Source organism: Bradyrhizobium sp. KBS0727 (genome assembly GCF_005937885.2).
Lineage (GTDB): Bacteria > Pseudomonadota > Alphaproteobacteria > Rhizobiales > Xanthobacteraceae > Bradyrhizobium.
In genome coordinates, this window is the sequence record NZ_CP042176.1 from 6,413,412 (window position 1) to 6,432,992 (window position 19,581).

General features: G+C 63.8%; 15 protein-coding genes. 8 read left to right on the top strand and 7 right to left on the bottom strand.

Annotation, left to right across the window (positions count from 1 at the left end):
- Nucleotides 1-668 precede the first annotated feature (668 nt).
- Both FFI89_RS30055 and FFI89_RS30060 read right to left on the bottom strand, forming a co-directional pair.
- Entirely contained in the window at nt 669-3,824 is a 3,156-nt protein-coding gene (locus FFI89_RS30055) for a multidrug efflux RND transporter permease subunit (protein ID WP_138831111.1), read from the bottom strand.
- 6 nt (nt 3,825-3,830) lie between these two features.
- Nucleotides 3,831-5,036: an efflux RND transporter periplasmic adaptor subunit gene (locus FFI89_RS30060; RefSeq protein WP_138831112.1), complete on the bottom strand. Its 1,206-nt coding sequence runs from the start codon at nt 5,034-5,036 to the stop codon at nt 3,831-3,833.
- Between the two features lie 221 nt (nt 5,037-5,257).
- Here FFI89_RS30060 and FFI89_RS30065 point away from each other — a divergent pair, with 221 nt between their 5' ends.
- From FFI89_RS30065 to FFI89_RS30080, 4 genes are all read left to right on the top strand, one after another.
- Nucleotides 5,258-5,551: a hypothetical protein gene (locus FFI89_RS30065; protein WP_138831113.1), complete on the top strand. Its 294-nt coding sequence runs from the start codon at nt 5,258-5,260 to the stop codon at nt 5,549-5,551.
- Nucleotides 5,552-5,647: 96 nt separating this feature from the next.
- Nucleotides 5,648-6,643 (top strand): flagellar motor protein MotA, encoded by a 996-nt coding sequence (locus FFI89_RS30070; protein WP_168213099.1) that lies wholly within the window; start codon nt 5,648-5,650, stop codon nt 6,641-6,643.
- Between the two features lie 27 nt (nt 6,644-6,670).
- On the top strand, nt 6,671-7,699 hold the full coding sequence (locus FFI89_RS30075) for a peptidoglycan -binding protein (RefSeq protein WP_138831115.1): 1,029 nt from the start codon (nt 6,671-6,673) through the stop codon (nt 7,697-7,699).
- A complete protein-coding gene (locus FFI89_RS30080) occupies nt 7,699-8,148 on the top strand; it encodes a GNAT family N-acetyltransferase (protein WP_138831116.1) in 450 nt (149 codons plus the stop codon). Before FFI89_RS30075 ends, FFI89_RS30080 begins: the two co-directional genes overlap by 1 nt.
- Nucleotides 8,149-8,193: 45 nt before the next feature.
- Here FFI89_RS30080 and FFI89_RS30085 read toward each other — a convergent pair whose 3' ends face one another.
- A complete protein-coding gene (locus FFI89_RS30085; RefSeq protein WP_138831117.1) occupies nt 8,194-10,053 on the bottom strand; it encodes an ABC transporter ATP-binding protein/permease in 1,860 nt (619 codons plus the stop codon).
- Nucleotides 10,054-10,232: 179 nt separating this feature from the next.
- On the opposite strand from FFI89_RS30085, the gene rpmE reads away from it, so the two are divergent.
- Nucleotides 10,233-10,460 (top strand): 50S ribosomal protein L31, encoded by a 228-nt coding sequence (rpmE, locus tag FFI89_RS30090; RefSeq protein ID WP_074819568.1) that lies wholly within the window; start codon nt 10,233-10,235, stop codon nt 10,458-10,460.
- A gap of 130 nt (nt 10,461-10,590) precedes the next feature.
- Here rpmE and FFI89_RS30095 read toward each other — a convergent pair whose 3' ends face one another.
- A complete protein-coding gene (locus tag FFI89_RS30095) occupies nt 10,591-11,103 on the bottom strand; it encodes a DUF1465 family protein (RefSeq protein WP_138831118.1) in 513 nt (170 codons plus the stop codon).
- A 407-nt stretch (nt 11,104-11,510) separates the two neighbouring features.
- Nucleotides 11,511-11,702, bottom strand: a complete 192-nt coding sequence (locus FFI89_RS30100) for a DUF1192 domain-containing protein (RefSeq protein ID WP_138831119.1) — start codon at nt 11,700-11,702, stop codon at nt 11,511-11,513.
- 103 nt (nt 11,703-11,805) lie between these two features.
- On the opposite strand from FFI89_RS30100, the gene FFI89_RS30105 reads away from it, so the two are divergent.
- Both FFI89_RS30105 and FFI89_RS30110 read left to right on the top strand, forming a co-directional pair.
- On the top strand, nt 11,806-12,804 hold the full coding sequence (locus FFI89_RS30105) for an NAD(P)H-quinone oxidoreductase (protein WP_138831120.1): 999 nt from the start codon (nt 11,806-11,808) through the stop codon (nt 12,802-12,804).
- Nucleotides 12,805-12,923: 119 nt separating this feature from the next.
- Complete coding sequence (locus FFI89_RS30110; RefSeq protein ID WP_168213100.1) at nt 12,924-15,800, top strand: EAL domain-containing protein; 2,877 nt, start codon at nt 12,924-12,926, stop codon at nt 15,798-15,800.
- Between the two features lie 769 nt (nt 15,801-16,569).
- On the opposite strand, the gene FFI89_RS30115 is transcribed toward FFI89_RS30110, so the two are convergent.
- Nucleotides 16,570-16,851 carry a hypothetical protein gene (locus FFI89_RS30115; protein ID WP_138831121.1) on the bottom strand — a complete coding sequence of 94 codons (282 nt, stop codon included), beginning with the start codon at nt 16,849-16,851 and terminating at the stop codon, nt 16,570-16,572.
- A 132-nt stretch (nt 16,852-16,983) separates the two neighbouring features.
- Here FFI89_RS30115 and FFI89_RS30120 point away from each other — a divergent pair, with 132 nt between their 5' ends.
- Entirely contained in the window at nt 16,984-18,510 is a 1,527-nt protein-coding gene (locus tag FFI89_RS30120) for a diguanylate cyclase (RefSeq protein ID WP_138831122.1), read from the top strand.
- A 125-nt stretch (nt 18,511-18,635) separates the two neighbouring features.
- Here FFI89_RS30120 and FFI89_RS30125 read toward each other — a convergent pair whose 3' ends face one another.
- Nucleotides 18,636-19,517 carry a UTP--glucose-1-phosphate uridylyltransferase gene (locus tag FFI89_RS30125; protein WP_138831123.1) on the bottom strand — a complete coding sequence of 294 codons (882 nt, stop codon included), beginning with the start codon at nt 19,515-19,517 and terminating at the stop codon, nt 18,636-18,638.
- Nucleotides 19,518-19,581: the final 64 nt, after the last annotated feature.

The window sequence follows — 19,581 nt, forward strand, 5'->3', positions numbered from 1 at the left end:
GCTGTCCCATTCGATGAAATGGCAAAAGCGCGGTTTTTAATTGAGCGCCCCGCGATCATCATCGCCGACTAAGCTCAGCAACCGATCCGCCACGATGCCAAGCTCGCAGCCGCTTACCATCGTAATTCGCATACCAGACGTGGCTCTCTCGCGTTCCGATCTGAATGCCTCGTTGGGGCTACAAGTCGACCGGTATGAGGCGTCCTCTGGGCGGGCGTATGCTCAGATCGACATTGCAGATCACGGAGATAAATGGGCCGCTGCTCTCGATCTTATCCAATCAATTCGCGCCTTCATTCCGGGGCTGGTTTCCGCGGGTGCGATTGGAACGCCGAGCTTGGACGTAGCCATGGCCTTTCCCCATTCGTCGTTGTCCAAGTCTTTGACCATTCCGGCCCAATTAGCCGCGGCTGCGGGTGAGGCAGGGATGGAGGTTCAGTTGTCCGTGTATCAGACGGAGTAACGAGGTCGCCTATTGGCACATAGCGTCGGTTCGCTGCCATGCAGTAGCATGTCGGCGATCGGGGCATAGCGGACTTTCGTGCTTCAGCCCGGCAAATTCATGGTTCATGGACTGGCTGTAGCGGCCGCCTCTGCTCCAAGGCTTCTCGACGGCCGCAAGCACCGACGAAGCCGGGGCGTCGCGAGGTCGCGGAGCATGACAGCGTCTATCGCTTCACTGGCGCCGGCTGGCCGACTACCTCGGCTCCCGCGGTCGCCGCCACCTTCTCCCTGTCCCCCGCCAGCACGCGCTGCACGCTCACAAAGAACACCGGCACCATCAACAGCGCCAGGATCACCACCGCGATCATGCCGCCCATGACGCTGGTGCCGAGGGCCTGCTGGCTGGCGCCGCCGGCGCCTTGCGCGATCACCATCGGTAGCACGCCGCAGACAAAGGCGAGGCCTGTCATCAGGATCGGCCGAAAGCGTAACGTGCAGGCTTCCACCGTCGCCTCGATCAGGGGCTTGCCTTGCGCGCGCAGATCCTTGGCGAATTCGATGATCAGGATGGCGTCCTTGGCAGCGAGGCCGATGATGGTGATCAGGCCGACGGTGAAATAGACGTCGTTGGGCAGGCCGCGCAGCGACGCTGCCAGCACCGCGCCGCAGATGCCGAGCGGCACCGTCAGCAACACCGCCAGCGGAATGGTCCAGCTCTCATAGAGCGCGGCCAGGCACAGGAACACCACCAGCGCCGACAGCCCGAGCAGGAACGGCGCCTGCGAGCCCGACAGCTTTTCCTGCAGCGACTGCCCGGTCCATTCGAAGCCGAAGCCGCGCGGCAGTTTTCCCGCGAGCCTCTCCATCTCGGCGATGGCATCACCGGAGGTGAAGCCCAGTTTGGCCTCGCCGCTGATGCGCACCGCCGGATAGAAATTGAAGCCCGCAATTTGAGTGGGCCCCTTCTGCCACTCGACGGTGGCGAACGCGGAGAACGGTACCAGTTGGCCGCGGCTGTTCTTGACGTTGTAATTCAGAATGTCGTCGGCGTTCATGCGGCTGCCGCGGTCGGCCTGCACGATCACGCGCTGCATGCGGCCGCGGTTCGGAAAGTCGTTGATGTAGTTCGAGCCAAGATTGGTCGAGATGGTGCTGTTGATGTCCTCGAAGGTGACGCCGAACGCACCGGCCTTTTCGCGGTCGATGGTCAGGTTGACCTGCGGCGCCGGCGGCAGGCCTTCGACATAGACCTTCTGCAGCACGGGGCTCGCATTGGCCTCCGCAATCAGCCGGTCGGCCGCCGCCGTCAGGGCCGGATAGCCCTTCTGGCCGCGATCCTGCAGGCGGAACGAGAAGCCGGAGGAATTTCCGAGATTGTCGATCGGCGGCGGCTGCAGCGCCGTGATCTTGGCGTCGCGGATCGACGACAGGTCGCGGTTGATATCCGCCACGATGGCCGCGGCGGAATCGGCCGCAGGCCGGTCCGACCAGTCCTTCAGCGAGATGAAGGCCTGCGCGGTGTTGACGCCCTGGCCGAGGAAGCTGAATCCGGTCAGGAACGTCACGTTCTCGACGCCGGCGCGGCCTTTCAGATAATTTTCCACCTTCTCGACCGCGGCCTCGGTGCGGGCGTAGGAAGAGTCCGACGGCGTCTGCACGTCGGTGGTGATAAAGCCCTGGTCATCGACCGGCAGGAAGCCGCCGGGCAGGCGCACAAAGGCCCAGCTCAATCCGATCAGCAGCGCCGCATAGACCAGCATCAGCCGTCCGGTGCGCTTCAGCGACCCGTTCACGGTGCGAGCATAGCCGTCGCGGCTGGAATCGAGCATGCGGTTGAACCAGCCGAACACACCCTTCCTGGCATGGCCGTGCCCAGCCGTGACCGGCTTCAGCAAGGTCGCGCACAGCGCCGGGGTCAGCGACATCGCCAGCAGCGCGGAGAACGCGATCGCCGCCACCATCGTGACCGAGAACTGGCGGTAGATGATGCCGACCGAGCCCGGGAAGAACGCCATCGGCACGAACACCGCGACCAGCACCAGCGTGATGCCGATGATGGCGCCGGATATCTGCGACATCGCCTTGCGGGTGGCTTCCTTCGGCGGCAGGCCCTCCTCCGCCATGATGCGCTCGACGTTCTCGACCACGACGATGGCGTCGTCGACCAGAATACCCACCGCCAGCACCATGCCGAACATGGTCAGCATGTTGATGGAGTAGCCGGCCACCAGAAGCGTCGCGCAGGTGCCGAGCAGCGCCACGGGAACCACGATGGTCGGAATGATCGTGTAGCGGATGTTCTGCAGGAACAGGAACATCACGATGAATACCAGCACCACGGCTTCGACCAGCGTCGACAGCACCTTCTCGATCGAGGCCTTCACGACCGGCGTGATGTTGTAGGGAATTTCGTAGGCGATATTGGCCGGAAAGAAGCGCGACAGCTCCTTCATCTTGGCCTCTACCGCGCTCGCGGTCGCCAGCGCGTTGCCGGTCGGCGACAGCAGCACCGAAAGGCCCGCGGTCGGCTTGCCGTTGAGACGGGTGTTGAACTGATAGCTCAAGCCGCCGATCTCGATGCGGGCGACGTCGCGCAGCCGCACCGTCGAACCGTCGGCATTGGCGCGCAGGATGATGGCGCCGAATTCGTCCGGTGAAGCGAGTTGCCCCTTGACCAGCACCAGCGCGGAAACCTTCTGGTCCGCCGTGCTCGGCTCGGCACCGACGCTGCCCGAGGCAACCTGCGCGTTCTGCGCCGTGATCGCCTTGTTGACGTCGTCGGCGGTCAGCCCGTACCCGACCAGCTTGGCGGGATCGACCCAGATCCGTAATGAACGTTCGGTCGAATACAGCGTGGCGCGGCCGACGCCGGGAATGCGTCGGATTTCGCCGAGCACGTTGCGGATCATGAAATCGCCGAGGCCGATCTCGTCGAGGCTGCCGTCGGTCGAGCGCAGCGTGATGATCTGCAGCACGGCGCTGGAGGCTTCCTCGACCAGGATGCCCTGCTGGATCACCGCGCGCGGCAGCCGCGCCTCGACGCGCTTGAGGCGGTTCTGCACTTCCACCGACGCCGCGCCGGTCTCGGTGCCCGGCACGAAGTTGGCGATGATTTCAACCTGTCCCAGCGAGTCGCTGGTGGATTCGAAGTTGAGAATGCCGGAGGCGCCATTGAGCTCCTCCTCGATCAGGCGGGTGACACTGTTGTAGAGGTTTTCCGGCGACGCGCCGGGATAGCTGGTCGAGATCGAGATCGAGGGCGGCGCGATGATCGGATATTGCGCGATCGCCAGCAGCGGGATCGCGATCGCGCCGATCAGACAGATGAACAGCGCAACCACCCAGGCGAAGATCGGCCTGTCGATGAAGAAGCTCGGCATCGGAATTTACCGCTGCGCTTGCGCGGCAAGCCTGGCGGCCGCCGTCAGGTCGGACGCGTCCGCTGCGGCCCAGGCCTGCGGGCGGACCTTGTCGCCGGCGGCGAATTTCTGAAATCCCTCAACCACGACCTTATCGCCGGCCTTCAGGCCTTCGGTGACGAACCACTGGCCGTCCTGGATCGAACCGGTGCGCACCGGCTGCACCGCGACCATATTGTCGTCCTTGACCACGAACACTTCGCTGCCGCCGCCGACATTGCGCTGGATCGCCTGCTGCGGCACCGCGATGGCGTCGCTGTCGATGCCCTGCTCGATCTGCACGCGGACATACATGCCGGGCAGCAATTCGCGCTTCGGATTGGGAAACTCGCCGCGCAGCGTCACCTGCCCGGTATGGGCATCGACCTTGGCGTCCGAGAACAGCAGTTTACCGGCCTGCGGATAGAGCCCGCCGTCGTCGAGCACGAGGCGGACCTTCATGGCGTCCTGCGAGATGCGATCAAGTTCGCCGGACTCGAGCGCGCGCCGCAGGTGATTGAGTTCGGTTACTGACTGGGTGAAGTCGGCATAGATCGGATCGAGCTGTTGGATGGTCGCAAGGCTCGCGGTCTCGTTCTGCACCACCAGTGCGCCTTCGCTGACCAGGGCAGCACCCACGATACCGTCGATCGGCGCGCGAATGGTCGCATAATCGAGATTGAGTTTGGCGCGCGCGACGTCGGCCTTGCGGCCGGCCAGATCGGCCTCGGCCTGACGCAGGCTCGCAACCGCCTCCTCGTTTTTGGCTTCGGGTGCGGCGCGCTGGCTGGTCAGCGTTGCGATGCGGTTGGCATGCTGGGTGGCTTGCTCGAGCGTTGCTTTGGCGCGCGCCAATGCCGCCTCGCTCGACTGCACCTCGACCTCGAACGGACGCGGATCGATCTGGTAGAGCGTATCGCCGGCCTTGACCTCGCTGCCCTGGTGGAACAGCCGCTGCACGACAATGCCGGACACGCGCGGACGCACTTCCGACACCCGCGTCGGCGCGATGCGTCCCGGCAGTTCGCGCACCATGGCGCGGGCCTGCGGCTTGACGGTGACGATGCTGACATCCGGCTCGGTGGCCTGTGCGGCGGCGACGGCGACGTTCGGTTCGTCGCAACCGGCCAACAACGGCGCCATGGCAGCGAGCATCAAGGCAATGCCGGCCGATTGCGCGCGAAATCCAGACATAGACAAAGGTCACCCCAAAATTCGAGTTGAAACGCGAATGCAAATCCGCGCGCGACGTCGCGATGACGAAGCATTGTTTGATGGGATCAGGATAAGAGGCGCCTATTGCGATGCAACACGTTTCGTGGCGGCCCAATGTCACACAAGGCTATCACCTTGAACGAGCAGCATCTTTTGTCGACTCACTGGATTGTGAGCGGGTTCCATCGGAGCGGGTGCGAATGAAATTCAAAACCGCTGATGACGAACGCGCCACTTTCCTGCGCAGGACGGCAACACGCGGTGAGATTGCGAGGCGATCGCATGCGAAACGTTTTCAGATGGTGTCAACCCAGCCGCAATTGCCGGTTCGGCTGCTACACCACCGCCAGCCATCAGAATCGAGAGCAAAACGGCAATGCCGCCAGCGCTCCGAGATGCAGAACGGTCATGCAAAATCCCAAATATCGCGGTTGGAAGTTGACCCCTTCCAAAATACGCTGGAGACCCAGCCGGGTTCAGCGAAGTTCCGGTGATCCTCTCCTGAAATCAGGCCTTTCGATCTTTTTTCTCTCGCCCGCTGTGCCATATTGGCGTCCACGCGCGGCTTTTCGCAACGGATGACACCCGCAATGCCCTCAGGACCCTCCTCCCGCTCCGAAATGGAGATCGAACTGAGCAAATTGTCCTCGCCGCGGATTTTTCTGGTGCGGATGCTGGTGTTCCTGGTGCTGTGCGCGCTGGTCATGGTCGTACTCTACAAGCAGATCGTCACCGCGTTCTTTGCCAATCCCGGCCTCAACGCGCTGATCGGCGCGGTGCTGCTGATCGGCATCATCCTGTCGTTCCGGCAGGTGATCCGGCTCTATCCGGAAGTCGCCTGGGTCAATAATTTCCGCATTGCCGATCCCGGCCTCGCCGTCGAGCGGCGCCCGACGCTGCTGGCGCCGATGGCGGCGATTCTCGGCGGCGAGCGCATCGGGCGGATGACGATCTCGCAGCAGACCATGCGGCATTTGCTGGATTCGATCGCGACCCGGCTGGATGAAGCCCGCGATATCTCGCGCTACATGACGGGCCTCTTGGTGTTCCTCGGCCTGCTCGGCACCTTCTGGGGCCTGATCGAGACCGTCGGCTCCGTCGGCAAGGTGATCGACGGGCTGAAGGTCGGCGGCGATGCCGGCGCGCTGTTCGACACCCTGAAAGAGGGGCTGGCCGCGCCGCTCGGCGGCATGGGCATTTCGTTCTCGTCCTCGCTGTTCGGCCTCGCCGGCTCGCTGATCCTGGGCTTTCTCGACCTGCAGTCGAGCCAGGCGCAGAACCGCTTCTACACCGACCTCGAGGACTGGCTCGCCTCCACGGTGCGCGAATATTCCGGCGAAGGCGCCGGCATCAGCGGCGAATTGCAGCACGCGATGGAGCGCCTGCGCGCGGTGGTCGAGGAAGGCGGCGGCGGCCGCAGCACCACGGCGGCGATGGCCAACCTCGCCGAAGCGATCCAGGGCCTGGTCGCCCATATGCGCACCGAGCAGCAGATGATCCGCGAATGGGCCGACGGCCAGGGCGAACAGAACCGCGAGATCAAGAAACTGCTGGAGCGGATCGCAAGGCAGCCCGAGAAGAGCTAAGTCCCTTAATCAGCAAGAAAGAAGCCGATGGCCCTCGCCCGCAGTCGCCGCAACGAATCCGGATTCAACTACTGGCCGGGATTCGTCGACGCGTTGTCGACGCTGGTGCTGTCGATCGTGTTCCTGCTGTCGGTGTTCCTGGTGGTGCAGTTCTTCCTGTCGCAGGAAGTCACCGGCAAGGACAAGGCGCTGGAGCAGCTCAATGCCAAGATCGCGCAGTTGAACGACCTGCTGTCGCTGGAAAAACTTTCCGGGCTCAACCTCAATGACCAGCTCTCACAGGCGCGCGCCGGGCTGGCCTCGATGGAATCCGAGCGCGATCGCATCAAGGGACTCTATGACGGACTCGCCGGCGCCGGCAGCAACGCCGAAGGCCGTGCCACCGAACTCAACAAGGCGCTCGATTCCGAAAAGCAGGTTTCGTCGCGCGCGCTGGCGCAGATCGAGGTGCTGAACCAGCAGATCAGCGCGCTGCGCCGCCAGCTCGCCGCGCTTGAGGAAGCGCTCGACGCCTCGGAGAAGCGCGACAAGGAATCCCAGGGCCGCATTGCCGATCTGGGATCGCGGTTGAACGTGGCGCTGGCGCAGCGGGTGCAGGAATTGTCGCGCTACCGTTCAGAATTCTTCGGCCGCCTGCGCGCCATTCTGGGCAACCGGCCGGATATCCGCATTGTCGGCGACCGCTTCGTGTTCCAGTCGGAAGTGTTCTTCGATACCGGACAGGCGCTGCTGCTGCCCGAAGGCAAGGCCGAACTCGACAAGCTCGCCACCGCACTGATCGATCTGGACAAGCAGATCCCGAGCGAAATCGCCTGGGTGCTGCGGGTCGATGGCCACACCGACGTGCGGCCGATCAACAGCCCCTTGTTCAAGTCGAACTGGGAATTGTCGTCGGCGCGTGCCATTTCGGTGGTGCAATACCTGGTCTCGCTCGGCGTCCCCGCGCAGCGCCTGGTCGCGGCCGGTTTTGCCGAGTTCCAGCCGCTGGATACGGCGCCGACCGAAGAGGCCTACAAGCGCAACCGCCGCATCGAGCTGAAGCTAACGGAACGCTAGTGGCGCGCGGGTTTCACTTACGCCCCTATCGTCCTCAAGACGAAGACGCGGCCATCGCCCTGTGGCTGCGGACCTGGCAGTTGGCCTATCCCTCGATCGACTTCGCGGCCCGGGTGGCGTGGTGGCGCGAGCGTTGGCGCAACGAGTTGGTGCCGAACGCCGATATCATCGTCGCTGAAGAGAAAGAGACACAGATCGGCTTCGTCACCATCGACAGGCAAGGTTATCTCGACCAGCTCGTGGTCAGCCCCGATCACTGGGGCTCGCCACTCGCCACCGCGCTGGTCGACGAAGCCAAGCGGCTGTCGCCCGGCGGCGTCACGCTGAAGGTCAACGCCGACAATTACAGGGCCATCCGTTTCTACGAACGCAACGGATTTGCGCATGACGGCGAGGATGTGAACCCGACGTCAAAACGGCTGATCCTGAAGATGGCATGGAAGCCGTGATAACGCCGTCATTGCGACGACCCAACGGGCGCCCCGCGCCGATCTTCAAATCCCCTCGAACTGCAGCCGCGCCAGCCTTGCATAGAGGCCGTTGGCCGCGACCAGCTCGGCGTGGGTGCCCTGCTCGACGATGCGGCCCTGGTCCATCACCATGATGCGGTCGCAGGATAATACGGTGGCAAGCCGGTGCGCGATCACCAGCGTGGTGCGGTGACGCATCAATTCCTCCAGCGCGGTCTGCACCAGGGTTTCACTTTCCGCATCCAGCGCCGAGGTGGCTTCGTCGAGCAGCAACAGCGGCGCATCGCGCAGGATCGCGCGCGCAATCGCGATACGCTGGCGCTGGCCGCCGGAGAGCGTCACGCCGCGCTCGCCGAGCTGGGCCTCAAAGCCGCCGGGCAGCCGGCGCAGGAATTCGGTGGCATGGGCGAGGTCCGCGGCGCGCTCGACCTCGGCATCGCTGGCGTCGGGCCTGCCGAAGCGGATGTTTTCGCGCGCAGTCGCGGCGAACACCACCGAGTCCTGCGGCACCAGCGCCATGCGCGCGCGCAACTCGCTGGGATCAGTCGACCTGATCGCCACGCCGTCGAGTGAAATCGCGCCGCTTGCCGGATCGTAGAACCGCAGCAGCAGATGAAACAGCGTGCTCTTGCCGGCACCTGACGGCCCGACGATTGCGACCTTTTCGCCGGCGCGGACCGACAGCGTGACGCCGTCGACCGCCAGCACGTCGGGCCGGGTCGGATAGGCGAAGCTGACATTGTCAAAACCAACGTCGCCGCGCGCCGGCACCGGCAGTGCGAGCGGCCGCGGCGGCGCCGCGATCTGCGATTTGACGTGCAGGATCTCGAACAGCCGCTCGGCGGCGCCGGAGGCGGCCGAGACTTCACCCCAGACCTCGCTGAGCTGTCCGAGCGCGCTGGCGGCAAAGGCTGCGTACAACACGAACTGGCCGAGCCGGCCGGGCGTGATCGCGCCGGTCAGCACGTCATGCGAGCCGACCCACAGGATCGCGACGACGCTGGAGAACACGATGAAGATGATGATCAGCGTGAGGATCGAACGTGCCCGGGTCGATGTCCGCGCCGCCTCATAGGCCTGTTCGACATCGCCGCCGAACCGTGCATTGGCCAGCCGTTCGCCGGTAAAGGCCTGTACCGTCCGGATCGCCCCGAGCAGTTCGGAGGCGTACGACGTCGCATCCGCCAGCGTATCCTGGGCGTTGCGCGACAGCCGCCGCACCCAGCGCCCGAACGCCACCAGCGGGATCACGATGACCGGGATCGCCAGCAGCACGAAGCCGGACAGTTTCGGGCTGGTGATCACCATCATGGTGGCGGCGCCGATGAACAGCATCAGATTGCGCAGCGCGATCGATACCGAGGCGCCGACCGCGGATTTGATCTGGGTGGTATCGGCGGTCAGCCGCGACACCAGTTCGCCCGAGCGCGCGGAATCGAAGAACGCGGGCGACAGCGAGATCAGATGCGCGAACACATCGCGTCGGAGATCGGCGACGATGCGCTCGCCGATCGTCATCACCAGATAGAACCGCGACGCGCTGGCGCCGGCCAGCACCGCGACGACGGCGATCATGACGCTGAAATAGCTATTGATCAGGGCGATGCCTTCGGGGCTAAAGCCGAAGTCGATCATGCGCCTCGCCGCCACCGGCACCACCAGGGTGGTGATCGCCGCCACCGTCAGCGAGACGAAGGCGAGAAAAGCCCGCCCCCGGTAGCGCGCGACATAGGGCGCCAACGCCAATAGCGGGCGCAGCCTGGCGCCGGTCCGGGCCGGCGACTCGGTCAGCCGGGCTTCGATGAAGGCCTCTTCCTCGAGCAGCGCATCCCGCCGCGGCGGCTTAACTCCGCTGACGTCTTCAAGCTGTTCCGCTGCGCTCATGAAATCCGACCTGTTTTGTCGCCCCCAGATAGGCCCCGCGGCCCCCGCTGGCAAATCCGGGAGATTCCCAATCAGGGCATCTACGTAGCTTGTTTTGGCGGGCTTACTGCGTTATAGAACCGCCAAATCCCGTATCTCCTGACATTAGAGCTGGGCGCCGGCGCGCCAAAGGATATGCCATGAAAGCCGAAATTCACCCGAATTATCATACGATTACGGTCGTGATGACCGACGGGACCGAGTACCTGACCCGCTCCACCTGGGGCAAGGAAGGCGACAAACTCAACCTCGACATCGACTCCAAGTCGCATCCGGCCTGGACCGGCGGCTCGCAGCAGCTGCTCGACCGCGGCGGCCGCGTCTCGCGCTTCCAGAAGAAGTTTTCGGGCTTCCTCAAGAAGGACTGAGGGCTTCAGCCCCGCTCTTTCCGGCCCAGAAATGCAAAACGCCCCGGTTTTCCGGGGCGTTTTTTGTTGGCTTTCACTGCTGTCATTCCGGGATGGTGCGTTAGCACCAGACCCGGAATGACAATTCCGATTACTGCTCGAACGCGGCCTTGAGCCGGTTGAGCTGCGGCACCAGCGGATTGCCGATCGGGGCGCGCTCGGCGGGAGCTGCATGGATGCTGATATCGAGCCGGCGCACCCGCGACTGCAGGTTCACCGAGCGCGTGATCAAATCCTGCAATTGCTGCGGCAGTTTCCCGATCATGTCTTCTGGGCCGGGATCGGCCGCCGTGAGCTTGACCTTGGTCTTTTCGCGGTTGGCCTGGGACAGCGTCATCTCGCCCTCCTTGACCGCGCGATGCAGCAGCAGCCATGACGCCAGCTGCATCAGGCGGGTGGTGAGCCGCATGCTTTCGGTTGCGTAAGTAAGGCTGACGGAACGTTCGAGCGCCTTGGCCTCGGTGCGACCGTCACCGTCGAGATAGGCGGCGGTCTCCTCGACCAGGTCCATGCCTTCCCGGAACAAGGTGCCGAACGCCGCGGAATTGGTCAGTCGCTCGCTGAACTGAACGAGCGCGGATTCGCTATGCGAACGGTCCGCCATGGTTAACGCCCTCACGCCACTGATACGCTGCCGGCTTTAAAGGCGCCGGCTTATGATGAACAAATCATTGCGCTTGTGCGGTCGGGAGTCCAGCGGCAACCGGATTTATGGTTTCCAGCTCATGCGGCGGACAAAAAAGAGCCGCCGTTTCCGGCGGCTTTTGAAGTTGATAACAGGGAGGCGTCAAACAGAGTGGACAGGAGCCACTCGGTGTCCAAACGAGGACGCTCACAGTCATAAACGAGAAAGCTTAATTGATCGTAAATGATGGAATTTCTTCAGGCTTCGTTTGCCATGTCGGCCATTGGCCGAGTTTCGCGGTTGACTCGTCCGACCCCGTCGTCCCCGCCGAGCGCGCAATGGCGCACCAGGCGAGAACGACATGGCGGGACAGCGCGTTCTGAAAATTACGACTTGAAAAAACTGTTCGCGGCGTCCTTGGACGCGCGCTTCTTGGCGGAGGCCTGTTGCAGCCGCTCGATTTCCGCATTCATCAGCGCGATGCGCTCGGTCAACTCCTCGACCGACAGCAGCGACAGGTCCTGGCCGATCTCGTGGGTGATTTTCTTTCGCGGCTTGTCGTCATCCTCGCTCGCCATGCGTTTCCTCCGTTCGGCAACCGGGCGGTCGGCGGTTGCCAGCCAGAGCCTGGCTGGCTAATCAGGGGCCGCCTCTAATTCCCGCATTTCGCAAGGACAAATCATGGAAAAGCTGCCCGCGCAAATGACCGTTGTCGGCATCAGCAAGCCCGGCGGCCCGGAAGTGCTGCTACCGGAAACCCGCAGCGTTCCCGTGCCCGGTCCGGGCGAAATCCTGGTCAAGGTGATGTCCGCCGGCGTCAACCGCCCCGACGTCGCGCAGCGCTCCGGCGCCTACCCGCCGCCGCCCGGCGCCAGCGACCTGCCCGGCCTTGAAATCGCCGGCGAAGTGGTCGCGCTCGGCGCTGATACCAGCAAGCACAAGCTCGGCGACAAGGTGATGTCGCTGGTCGCCGGCGGCGGTTACGCCCAATATTGCATCGCGCAAGACGCGCAGGCCATGACGGTGCCACCACAGCTGTCGATCCAGGAAGCCGGCGCAATCCCGGAAACCCTGATGACGGTCTGGCACAATGTGTTCGAGCGCGGCGGGCTGAAGCCCGGCGAAACCCTGCTGATCCATGGCGGCTCTTCCGGCATTGGCACCATGGCGATCCAGCTGGCCAAGGCGTTCGGCTCGAAGGTGATCGTGACCGTCGGATCGCAGCAAAAGGCCGACGCCTGCCTGAAGCTCGGCGCCGACCGCGCCATCAACTACAAGACCGAAGACTTCGTCGCCGCGGTCAAGGCGGAAACCAACAATGCGGGCGCCAACCTCATTCTCGATATGGTCGCCGGCGACTATGTCGACCGCAACTATGATGCCGCCGCGGTCGACGGCCGCATCGTGCAGATCGCGACCCTCAACGGCCCCAAGGTCACGGTCAACATCGCCAAGGTGATGGTGAAACGGCTGACCCATACCGGTTCCACGCTGCGTCCCCGTACTAATGCGGATAAGGCGGCGATGGTCGCCGCGATCGAGGCCAAGGTGATGCCGCTGCTGCGCGAGGGCCGCGTAAAACCGCTGATCGACAGCACATTTCCGCTGGAAAAGGCCGCCGACGCGCACCGGCGGATGGAGACCTCCGAACATATTGGCAAAATTGTGTTGTCGGTTTAACGATGAGGCGCGAAGCCCGGGCGGAAACCCTTTGATTTGCTTCGCTTTCATGTCATTTATCGCGGCAACACGGGGCGATGCGCTGGCCCCGGAAATTCGTTGACCGCGGAGTACTGACATTGCGTCTGATCAGGCGCCTTGCGCTGGTTGCGCTGGGCTTCATGATTGTTGCGGCCGCGACCCCGGCGCGCGCCATCGACGCGGTCAGCGTCCGCAGTGACGCGCCTGCGATCGACCTCACCGCGGTGCTCGATCATCAGCGCAGCGACACCGACCGCATCCAGGTTTCCACCGCGCCCGGAACCGACGGCATCGTCCGCCGCATCGAGGTCCGCGCCCGCGAAGGCGGCCAGAACTGGGTGGTGTTCGCGCTGGCCAACAACACCGACGACCAGCTCGACCGCCTGATCGTCGCCCCCCATTATCGCATCGTGTCGTCGGGCCTGCTGTGGCCCGATCTCGGACTGTCGCGCATTGCAACGATCACGCCGTCGACCGGCGACCGGCCCGAGCGCCAGGAAAGTGCGACCGCCGACATCTTCCGCATCACGCTCGACCCCGGCGCCGTCGTCACCTACGTCGCGGAGCTGCGCACCGACAAGCTGCCGCAGCTCTATCTGTGGGAACCCGACGCCTACAAGGACAAGGTCAACTCGTTCACGCTCTACCAGGGCATCGTGATCGGCATTTCCGGACTCCTGGCGCTCGTGCTCACCATTCTGTTCGTGGTCAAGGGCAGCATCATGTTCCCGGCCGCCGCCGCGCTGGCATGGGCGGTGCTGGTCTATATCGGCGTCGATTTCGGCTTCTGGGGCAAGGTGCTCGACATGTCGAACAACGCCGAGCGCGTCTGGCGCGCGGCGGGCGAGGCGATCCTCGCCGCGACGCTGTTGGTGTTTCTGTTCGCCTATCTCAATCTCAGCCGCTGGCATGTGCGCTATTCCCACATCACGGTCGGCTGGCTGGCCTTCCTCGGCTCGCTGGTGGCATTGGCGCTGTTCGATCCGGCCGTGGCCTCCGGCATCGCGCGGATGTCGCTGGTCTTGATCGCCTTCGCCGGATTCGCGCTGATCGTCTATCTCTCGACCCATGGTTTCGACCGCGCCGTGCTGTTGATCCCGACTTGGTTCCTGCTGGTGATCTGGGTGGTTGCCGCCGGCATGACGGTGGCGGGCTCTGTCACCAACGACATCGTCGGCCCCGCATTGCTCGGCGGACTGGTGCTGATCGTGATGCTGATCGGGTTTACGGTGATGCAGCACGCGTTTGCCGGCGGCGGCGCCACCACCGGCGTCGTCTCCGACGTCGAGCGCCGCGCGCTGGCGCTGACCGGTTCGGGCGACCTGATCTGGGACTGGGACGTTTCCGCCGACAAGGTGTTCACCAGCCCCGAGACCGAGAGCCTGCTCGGCCTGAAACGCGGCACGCTGGAAGGCCCTGCCGCCAAGTGGCTCGAAGTGCTGCATCCGCTCGACCAGGATCGGTTCAGGGCCGCCCTCGACTCTGTGCTCGACCAGCGCCGCGGCCGGCTGGTGCAGGATTTCCGACTGCGCACGCCGGACGGTCACTTCATGTGGTTCGCGCTGAAGGCGCGCCCGGTGGTCGGCTCCGACGGCGAGGTCTCGCGCGTGGTCGGCACGCTGACCGACGTCACCGACGCCAAGAACGCCGAAGAGCGGATGTTGCACGACAGCGTGCATGACAATCTCACCGGCCTGCCGAACCGCAAGCTGTTCATGGACCGCTTGGGCGCCGTCGCCAATTTCGCCAAGTCGATGCCGAACCTGCGGCCGACGCTGATGGTGATCGACCTCGATCGCTTCAAACAGGTCAATGATTCCGTCGGCATCGCGGTCGGCGATTCGATCCTGCTGACGCTGGCGCGGCGGCTGACCCGGATTCTCAAGCCGCAGGACACGCTGGCTCGTCTCGCCGGCGACCAGTTCGGCCTGATCCTGATGTCGGAGCAGGACCCGGCGCGGATCACCGCCTTTGCCGAGACCATCCGCAAGACCATCCGCGCGCCGATCGCCTTCAACGACCGTGAGATATTCCTGACCGCTTCGATCGGCCTCGCGCTGAGCGATCCGCAGACGCAGTTGTCCGACGAGATCATCAAGGATGCCGAGTTGGCGATGTACCATTCCAAGCGCATCGGCGGCGACCGCATCGACGTCTACAAGCCAGCGATGCGCGCCCGCAAGACCGACCGGCTGACGCTGGAAAGCGAATTGCGCCGCGCCATCGAGCGGCAGGAAATCACCATTCTGTACCAGCCGATCGTGCGGCTGGAAGATCGCTCGATCGCCGGCTTCGAGGCGTTGGCGCGCTGGGATCATCCCAAGCTCGGCCGGATGTCGCCGTCGGAATTCATTTCGATTGCGGAGGAGATCGGCCTGATCGTCGACCTCGGCATGTTCGTGATGGACCAGACCGCGCGCCAGCTCGCGATCTGGCAGCGCGCGATGCGTTCGCGCGAGCCGATCTTTGCCTCCGTCAACGTCTCCTCGCGGCAGTTGCTGCGCCACGACCTGATCCACGACATCCGCACCGTGCTGTCGCGCTCCTCGGTGGCGCGCGGCACGCTGAAACTTGAACTGACGGAATCGCTGGTCATGGAGAACCCGGAGCACGCGGCGCAGATGCTGACGCGCATCCGCGAACTCGGCACCGGCCTGTCGCTGGATGATTTCGGCACCGGCCATTCCTCGCTGGCCTACCTGCAGCGCTTCCCGTTCGACACCATCAAGATCGACCAGTCGTTCGTGCGCACCACCAGCCGCGGCACCCGCCCGGTGATCCTCAAATCGATCATCGCGCTCGCTCATGACCTCGGCATGGACGTGGTGGCCGAGGGCGCCGAGACCGATTCGGACGCGGTCGAGCTCTATCAGCTCGGCTGCGAATACGCGCAAGGCTTTGCCTTCGGCGAGCCGATGGACGCCGACGCGGCGATGCGGCTGCTGACGGAAGAGCGGCTGGAAGCGGCGAGCTGAGTCGTTCCGAAGCGGGCGAGTGAAGCTCCACACTCCCGTCATCACCCGCGAAGGCGGGGGATCCAGTACGCCGCGGCCTGTCGGTTCAATCATCAGCTTCTCTGGGATACTGGATCGTCCGCCTTCGCGGACGATGACAGCAACAATTATTCTCGCGGCATGACCTGCCCGGAGTTTTGCTGGAAACCTTGCCCTCGAAATACAGAGGGCGCAGGGAAGACCGGGTGCGCGCTGCACCCGCGGTCTCATGTGCGATGTGCATAAAGATATGCTGCACATGAGCATACAGGTTCAGCGGAGAGCATCCGGCCTTCCCTGCGCAATGGCTTTACGGCTTATACGATTTCGTCCTGGTGACCGGCTTTCTTGCCACCATCATCGACGTCAGCTTTCGCTTCCGCCGACTTGACGCCAGCACCGGGGCGTCGGACCCAAACGATTTCGCCGTACGCTTTTGCCACGCTCGTCAGTCGCAGCCTTCGCGTCCATCGCATCCCACCGCACGGTCGTGACGATCGCGATCGCCCCTCTTGTCGCGGTAGACGGGCGGAGTTGAACTCCTGATTTGCCCGACGGGGCAACGGGAATATTTTTTCGCGAGGGACTGGACAGGTTTTTGCGTGACCGCCCTGATTTGCCCGTCGGGTTGATTTGTCGCAGGCATTTGTCGTTGCGGGCGCAGGCGAAACAGTGCATGGCGCGGCAGGCAAGAGGGCGGTACGACGCGTTTTCTCTACGCGAACCGACATCCGCTTCGCTCGAAAACGCTCTAAAACTCCCCGCCGTCGCGGGGACGGCGCGGCGGCGGTATCTTCCTGAACTTCACGCTCTTGCCATCCGACTGCCGGGTCGCGATGTAGCCGCCGTCGAGGCAGGCTTCGCGCTGTGGCATCTTCTCCTGCGGGCTGCGCTCGGTCTCCCACCACGAGGCGCGATGGGCCGCGCGCGGCAGCGCCGCATCGATGATCTCCTCGATCTGCTCGAAGGTCAGCACGAATTCGGGAAGCTTCTGCTTCTTCAGGTAGTCCCGCAGCAGGTCGTAATCGTTCACCAAAATCCCCGATGGTGGTTGGCGCAAAACGGCTCATTTCCTCAACCAAGCGTTAACTCATTATTCTATCGCTGTCGCCGCTTAAGGCAGCAACAACGTATCCGATGCATACAGACGGGCTGGGAGCGGACGATGCTATTCGGACGGCGAAAAGGCGTGGCCGGCAGAGGGCCGTTCAGGAAGGATCCGGCGAGGCGGCCCTGGCGGCTGTCGGCCAAGCTATTGATCGCGTCCTCGGTCCTGACCGTCATCGGCTTTTCCGCGATCTGCGCCAGTGTCATGCTCGACATGCGCCGCGGCGAGGAGCAGCTGGCACGCCAGACGCTCGAGAACCTCGCCTCGGGCATCGACGCCGACATCAACCGCAATATCGAGCTGTACGACCTGTCGCTGCGCGCCGTCGCCAGCAATATCGTGATGCCGGAGACCAAGAACGTCAGCAAGGAGATCCGGCATCTGATCCTGTTCGATCATGCCGCCACCGCCAAGCATTTCGGCGCCATCCAGGTGTTCGACGCACAGGGCAAGCTGGTCGTCGATGCGGCGAGCCTCGACCCGGTGCCCGAAAATCGCAGCGACGAGGAATATTTCAGGGCGCATCTCGACAGCCCGGACACCGGCCTGTTCGTCAGCCGCCCGATGCTGCATCGCGGCGCCTATTCCATCGTGCTGAGCCGGCGTATTACCGGCAATGACGGCAGCTTTCAGGGCGTGGTCGCGGGCTCGATCCGCTTCAGCTATTTCCACGATCTGTTCGGCCGATTGCAGCTCGGCTCGAACGACATCATTACTGTTTTTCGCCGCGATGGCACCGTCATCATGCGAACACCGTTCGATCTCGACGTCATCGGCCACAATATGAGCCAGGTACCCGGTATGCACCAGGTGCTGACCCAACCGAGCGGATCATATTCGAGGCCAAGCGTGGTCGATGGCCTGAGCCGCCTGTTCGTATGGCGCGACAGCGGCTTCTCTCTTATTGTTCAAGTCGGAAAGCCCTGGGAGAACATCCTTAACCTGTGGCGCACCGAAGCGACGCGGATCGGCGCGATCATGACGGCGCTGGTTCTGGTCGTGCTCGGCACCACGCTGTTCCTGGCCCGCGAGATCGGCCGCCGCGCCGAGGCCGAGGAAAGACTGGAAGAACTCGCAACCACCGACGCGCTCACCGGGTTACGGAATCGCCGCAAGTTCGATGCCGATATCGACCTCGAATGGCGGCGCGCAGCACGCAGCGGAACGCCGGTCGCCTTGCTGATGCTCGATGCCGATCATTTCAAATCCTACAACGACACCTGGGGCCATCAGGCCGGCGACCAGGTGCTGGTCGGCATTGCAATCTGTATTTCGGACGCGGTGCGGCGGGCCGGCGATTGCCCGGCGCGTTTCGGCGGCGAGGAATTCGCGGTGCTGTTGCCCGGCCTGTCGAGCATAGAGGCCTTCAAGGTGGCCGAAACCATCCGCCTGAAGGTCGAACACTGGTCGGAAGATCCCAGCGTCACCACCGTCAGCATCGGCGTCGCCAGCATGATTCCGGTCGCGTCGCTGGACTGGTCCGACCTGATCGAAGCCGCCGACAAGGCGCTCTACGCCGCCAAGGCCAACGGCCGCAACCAGTCCGTCCTCGCCAGCCTGCCGCAGTTGGCGCTGGTGGCGTGATGTCATGCCCGCGAAGGCGGGCATCCAGTACGCCGCGCTGTTTCGGGTTGAACACTACCGCCGCGGAGTACTGGATCATCCGCTTTCGCGGATGATGACAGCGGAGTGTGAGCGCTAGGTCTCATTCACTTCTCCAGATACTTCTTCATCTCCGCGCGCAGGCCGTCGCGCAGATCGGGGCGCGCCATGCCGTAGGCGATGTTGGCGCGCAGGAAGCCTGGCTTGGAGCCGCAATCGTGCCGCTCGCCCTCGAATTCGACACCGTAGAATTTCTGCGTTTTTGCGAGGCCGATCATCGCGTCGGTGAGCTGGATCTCACCGCCGGCACCGCGCTCCTGGGTTTCGAGAATCTTGAAGATCTCCGGCTGCAGGATATAGCGCCCGGTGATCGAAAGGTTCGATGGCGCGGTGCCCTTCGGCGGCTTCTCCACCATGCCGTCGACTTCGAACATGTTGGAGGCTGTGCGCTTGCCGACGCCGCAGATGCCGTATTGATGGGTGAGATGGTCGGGCACGCCCTCGACCGCGAGCAGGTTGGATTTCTCGCCGAGCTTGCTCGCGGCATCGATCATCTGCTTGAGACAGCCCGGCGTGTTGAGCACCAGTTCGTCCGGCAGCACGACGGCAAAGGGTTCATCGCCGATGATGTCGCGTGCGCACCACACCGCATGGCCGAGACCGAGCGGCGCCTGCTGGCGGGTGAAGCTGGTGGCGCCGGCCGCAGGCTGGTCGCGGGCCAGGATGTCCTGCTCGGCCTTCTTGTTGCCGCGCGCGGCCAGCGTGGTGTCGAGCTCGAACATGAAGTCGAAGTGATCCTCGATCACGCCCTTGTTGCGCCCGGTGACGAAGACGAAATGCTCGATGCCGGCTTCCCTGGCTTCGTCGTAGACATACTGGATCAGCGGCTTGTCGACGATGGTCAGCATTTCCTTCGGCATCGCCTTGGTGGCGGGCAGGACGCGGGTGCCGAGACCGGCAACCGGGAAAACGGCTTTTCGGATTTTCATGGGGATGGTCGGGCCTTGAAAACGAGGAGAAAGGAAATGCGTTGATCGCACGTTGGTAACCGGT

Excerpts from the sequence above, each read along its gene's own strand:
- FFI89_RS30055 (WP_138831111.1), bottom strand. The coding sequence starts at position 3,824 with ATGCCGAGCTTCTTCATCGACAGGCCGATCTTCGCCTGGGTGGTTGCG.
- FFI89_RS30060 (WP_138831112.1), bottom strand. The coding sequence starts at position 5,036 with ATGTCTGGATTTCGCGCGCAATCGGCCGGCATTGCCTTGATGCTCGCT.
- FFI89_RS30065 (WP_138831113.1), top strand. The coding sequence starts at position 5,258 with ATGAAATTCAAAACCGCTGATGACGAACGCGCCACTTTCCTGCGCAGG.
- FFI89_RS30070 (WP_168213099.1), top strand. The coding sequence starts at position 5,648 with ATGCCCTCAGGACCCTCCTCCCGCTCCGAAATGGAGATCGAACTGAGC.
- FFI89_RS30075 (WP_138831115.1), top strand. The coding sequence starts at position 6,671 with ATGGCCCTCGCCCGCAGTCGCCGCAACGAATCCGGATTCAACTACTGG.
- FFI89_RS30085 (WP_138831117.1), bottom strand. The coding sequence starts at position 10,053 with ATGAGCGCAGCGGAACAGCTTGAAGACGTCAGCGGAGTTAAGCCGCCG.
- rpmE (WP_074819568.1), top strand. The coding sequence starts at position 10,233 with ATGAAAGCCGAAATTCACCCGAATTATCATACGATTACGGTCGTGATG.
- FFI89_RS30095 (WP_138831118.1), bottom strand. The coding sequence starts at position 11,103 with ATGGCGGACCGTTCGCATAGCGAATCCGCGCTCGTTCAGTTCAGCGAG.
- FFI89_RS30100 (WP_138831119.1), bottom strand. The coding sequence starts at position 11,702 with ATGGCGAGCGAGGATGACGACAAGCCGCGAAAGAAAATCACCCACGAG.
- FFI89_RS30105 (WP_138831120.1), top strand. The coding sequence starts at position 11,806 with ATGGAAAAGCTGCCCGCGCAAATGACCGTTGTCGGCATCAGCAAGCCC.
- FFI89_RS30120 (WP_138831122.1), top strand. The coding sequence starts at position 16,984 with ATGCTATTCGGACGGCGAAAAGGCGTGGCCGGCAGAGGGCCGTTCAGG.
- FFI89_RS30125 (WP_138831123.1), bottom strand. The coding sequence starts at position 19,517 with ATGAAAATCCGAAAAGCCGTTTTCCCGGTTGCCGGTCTCGGCACCCGC.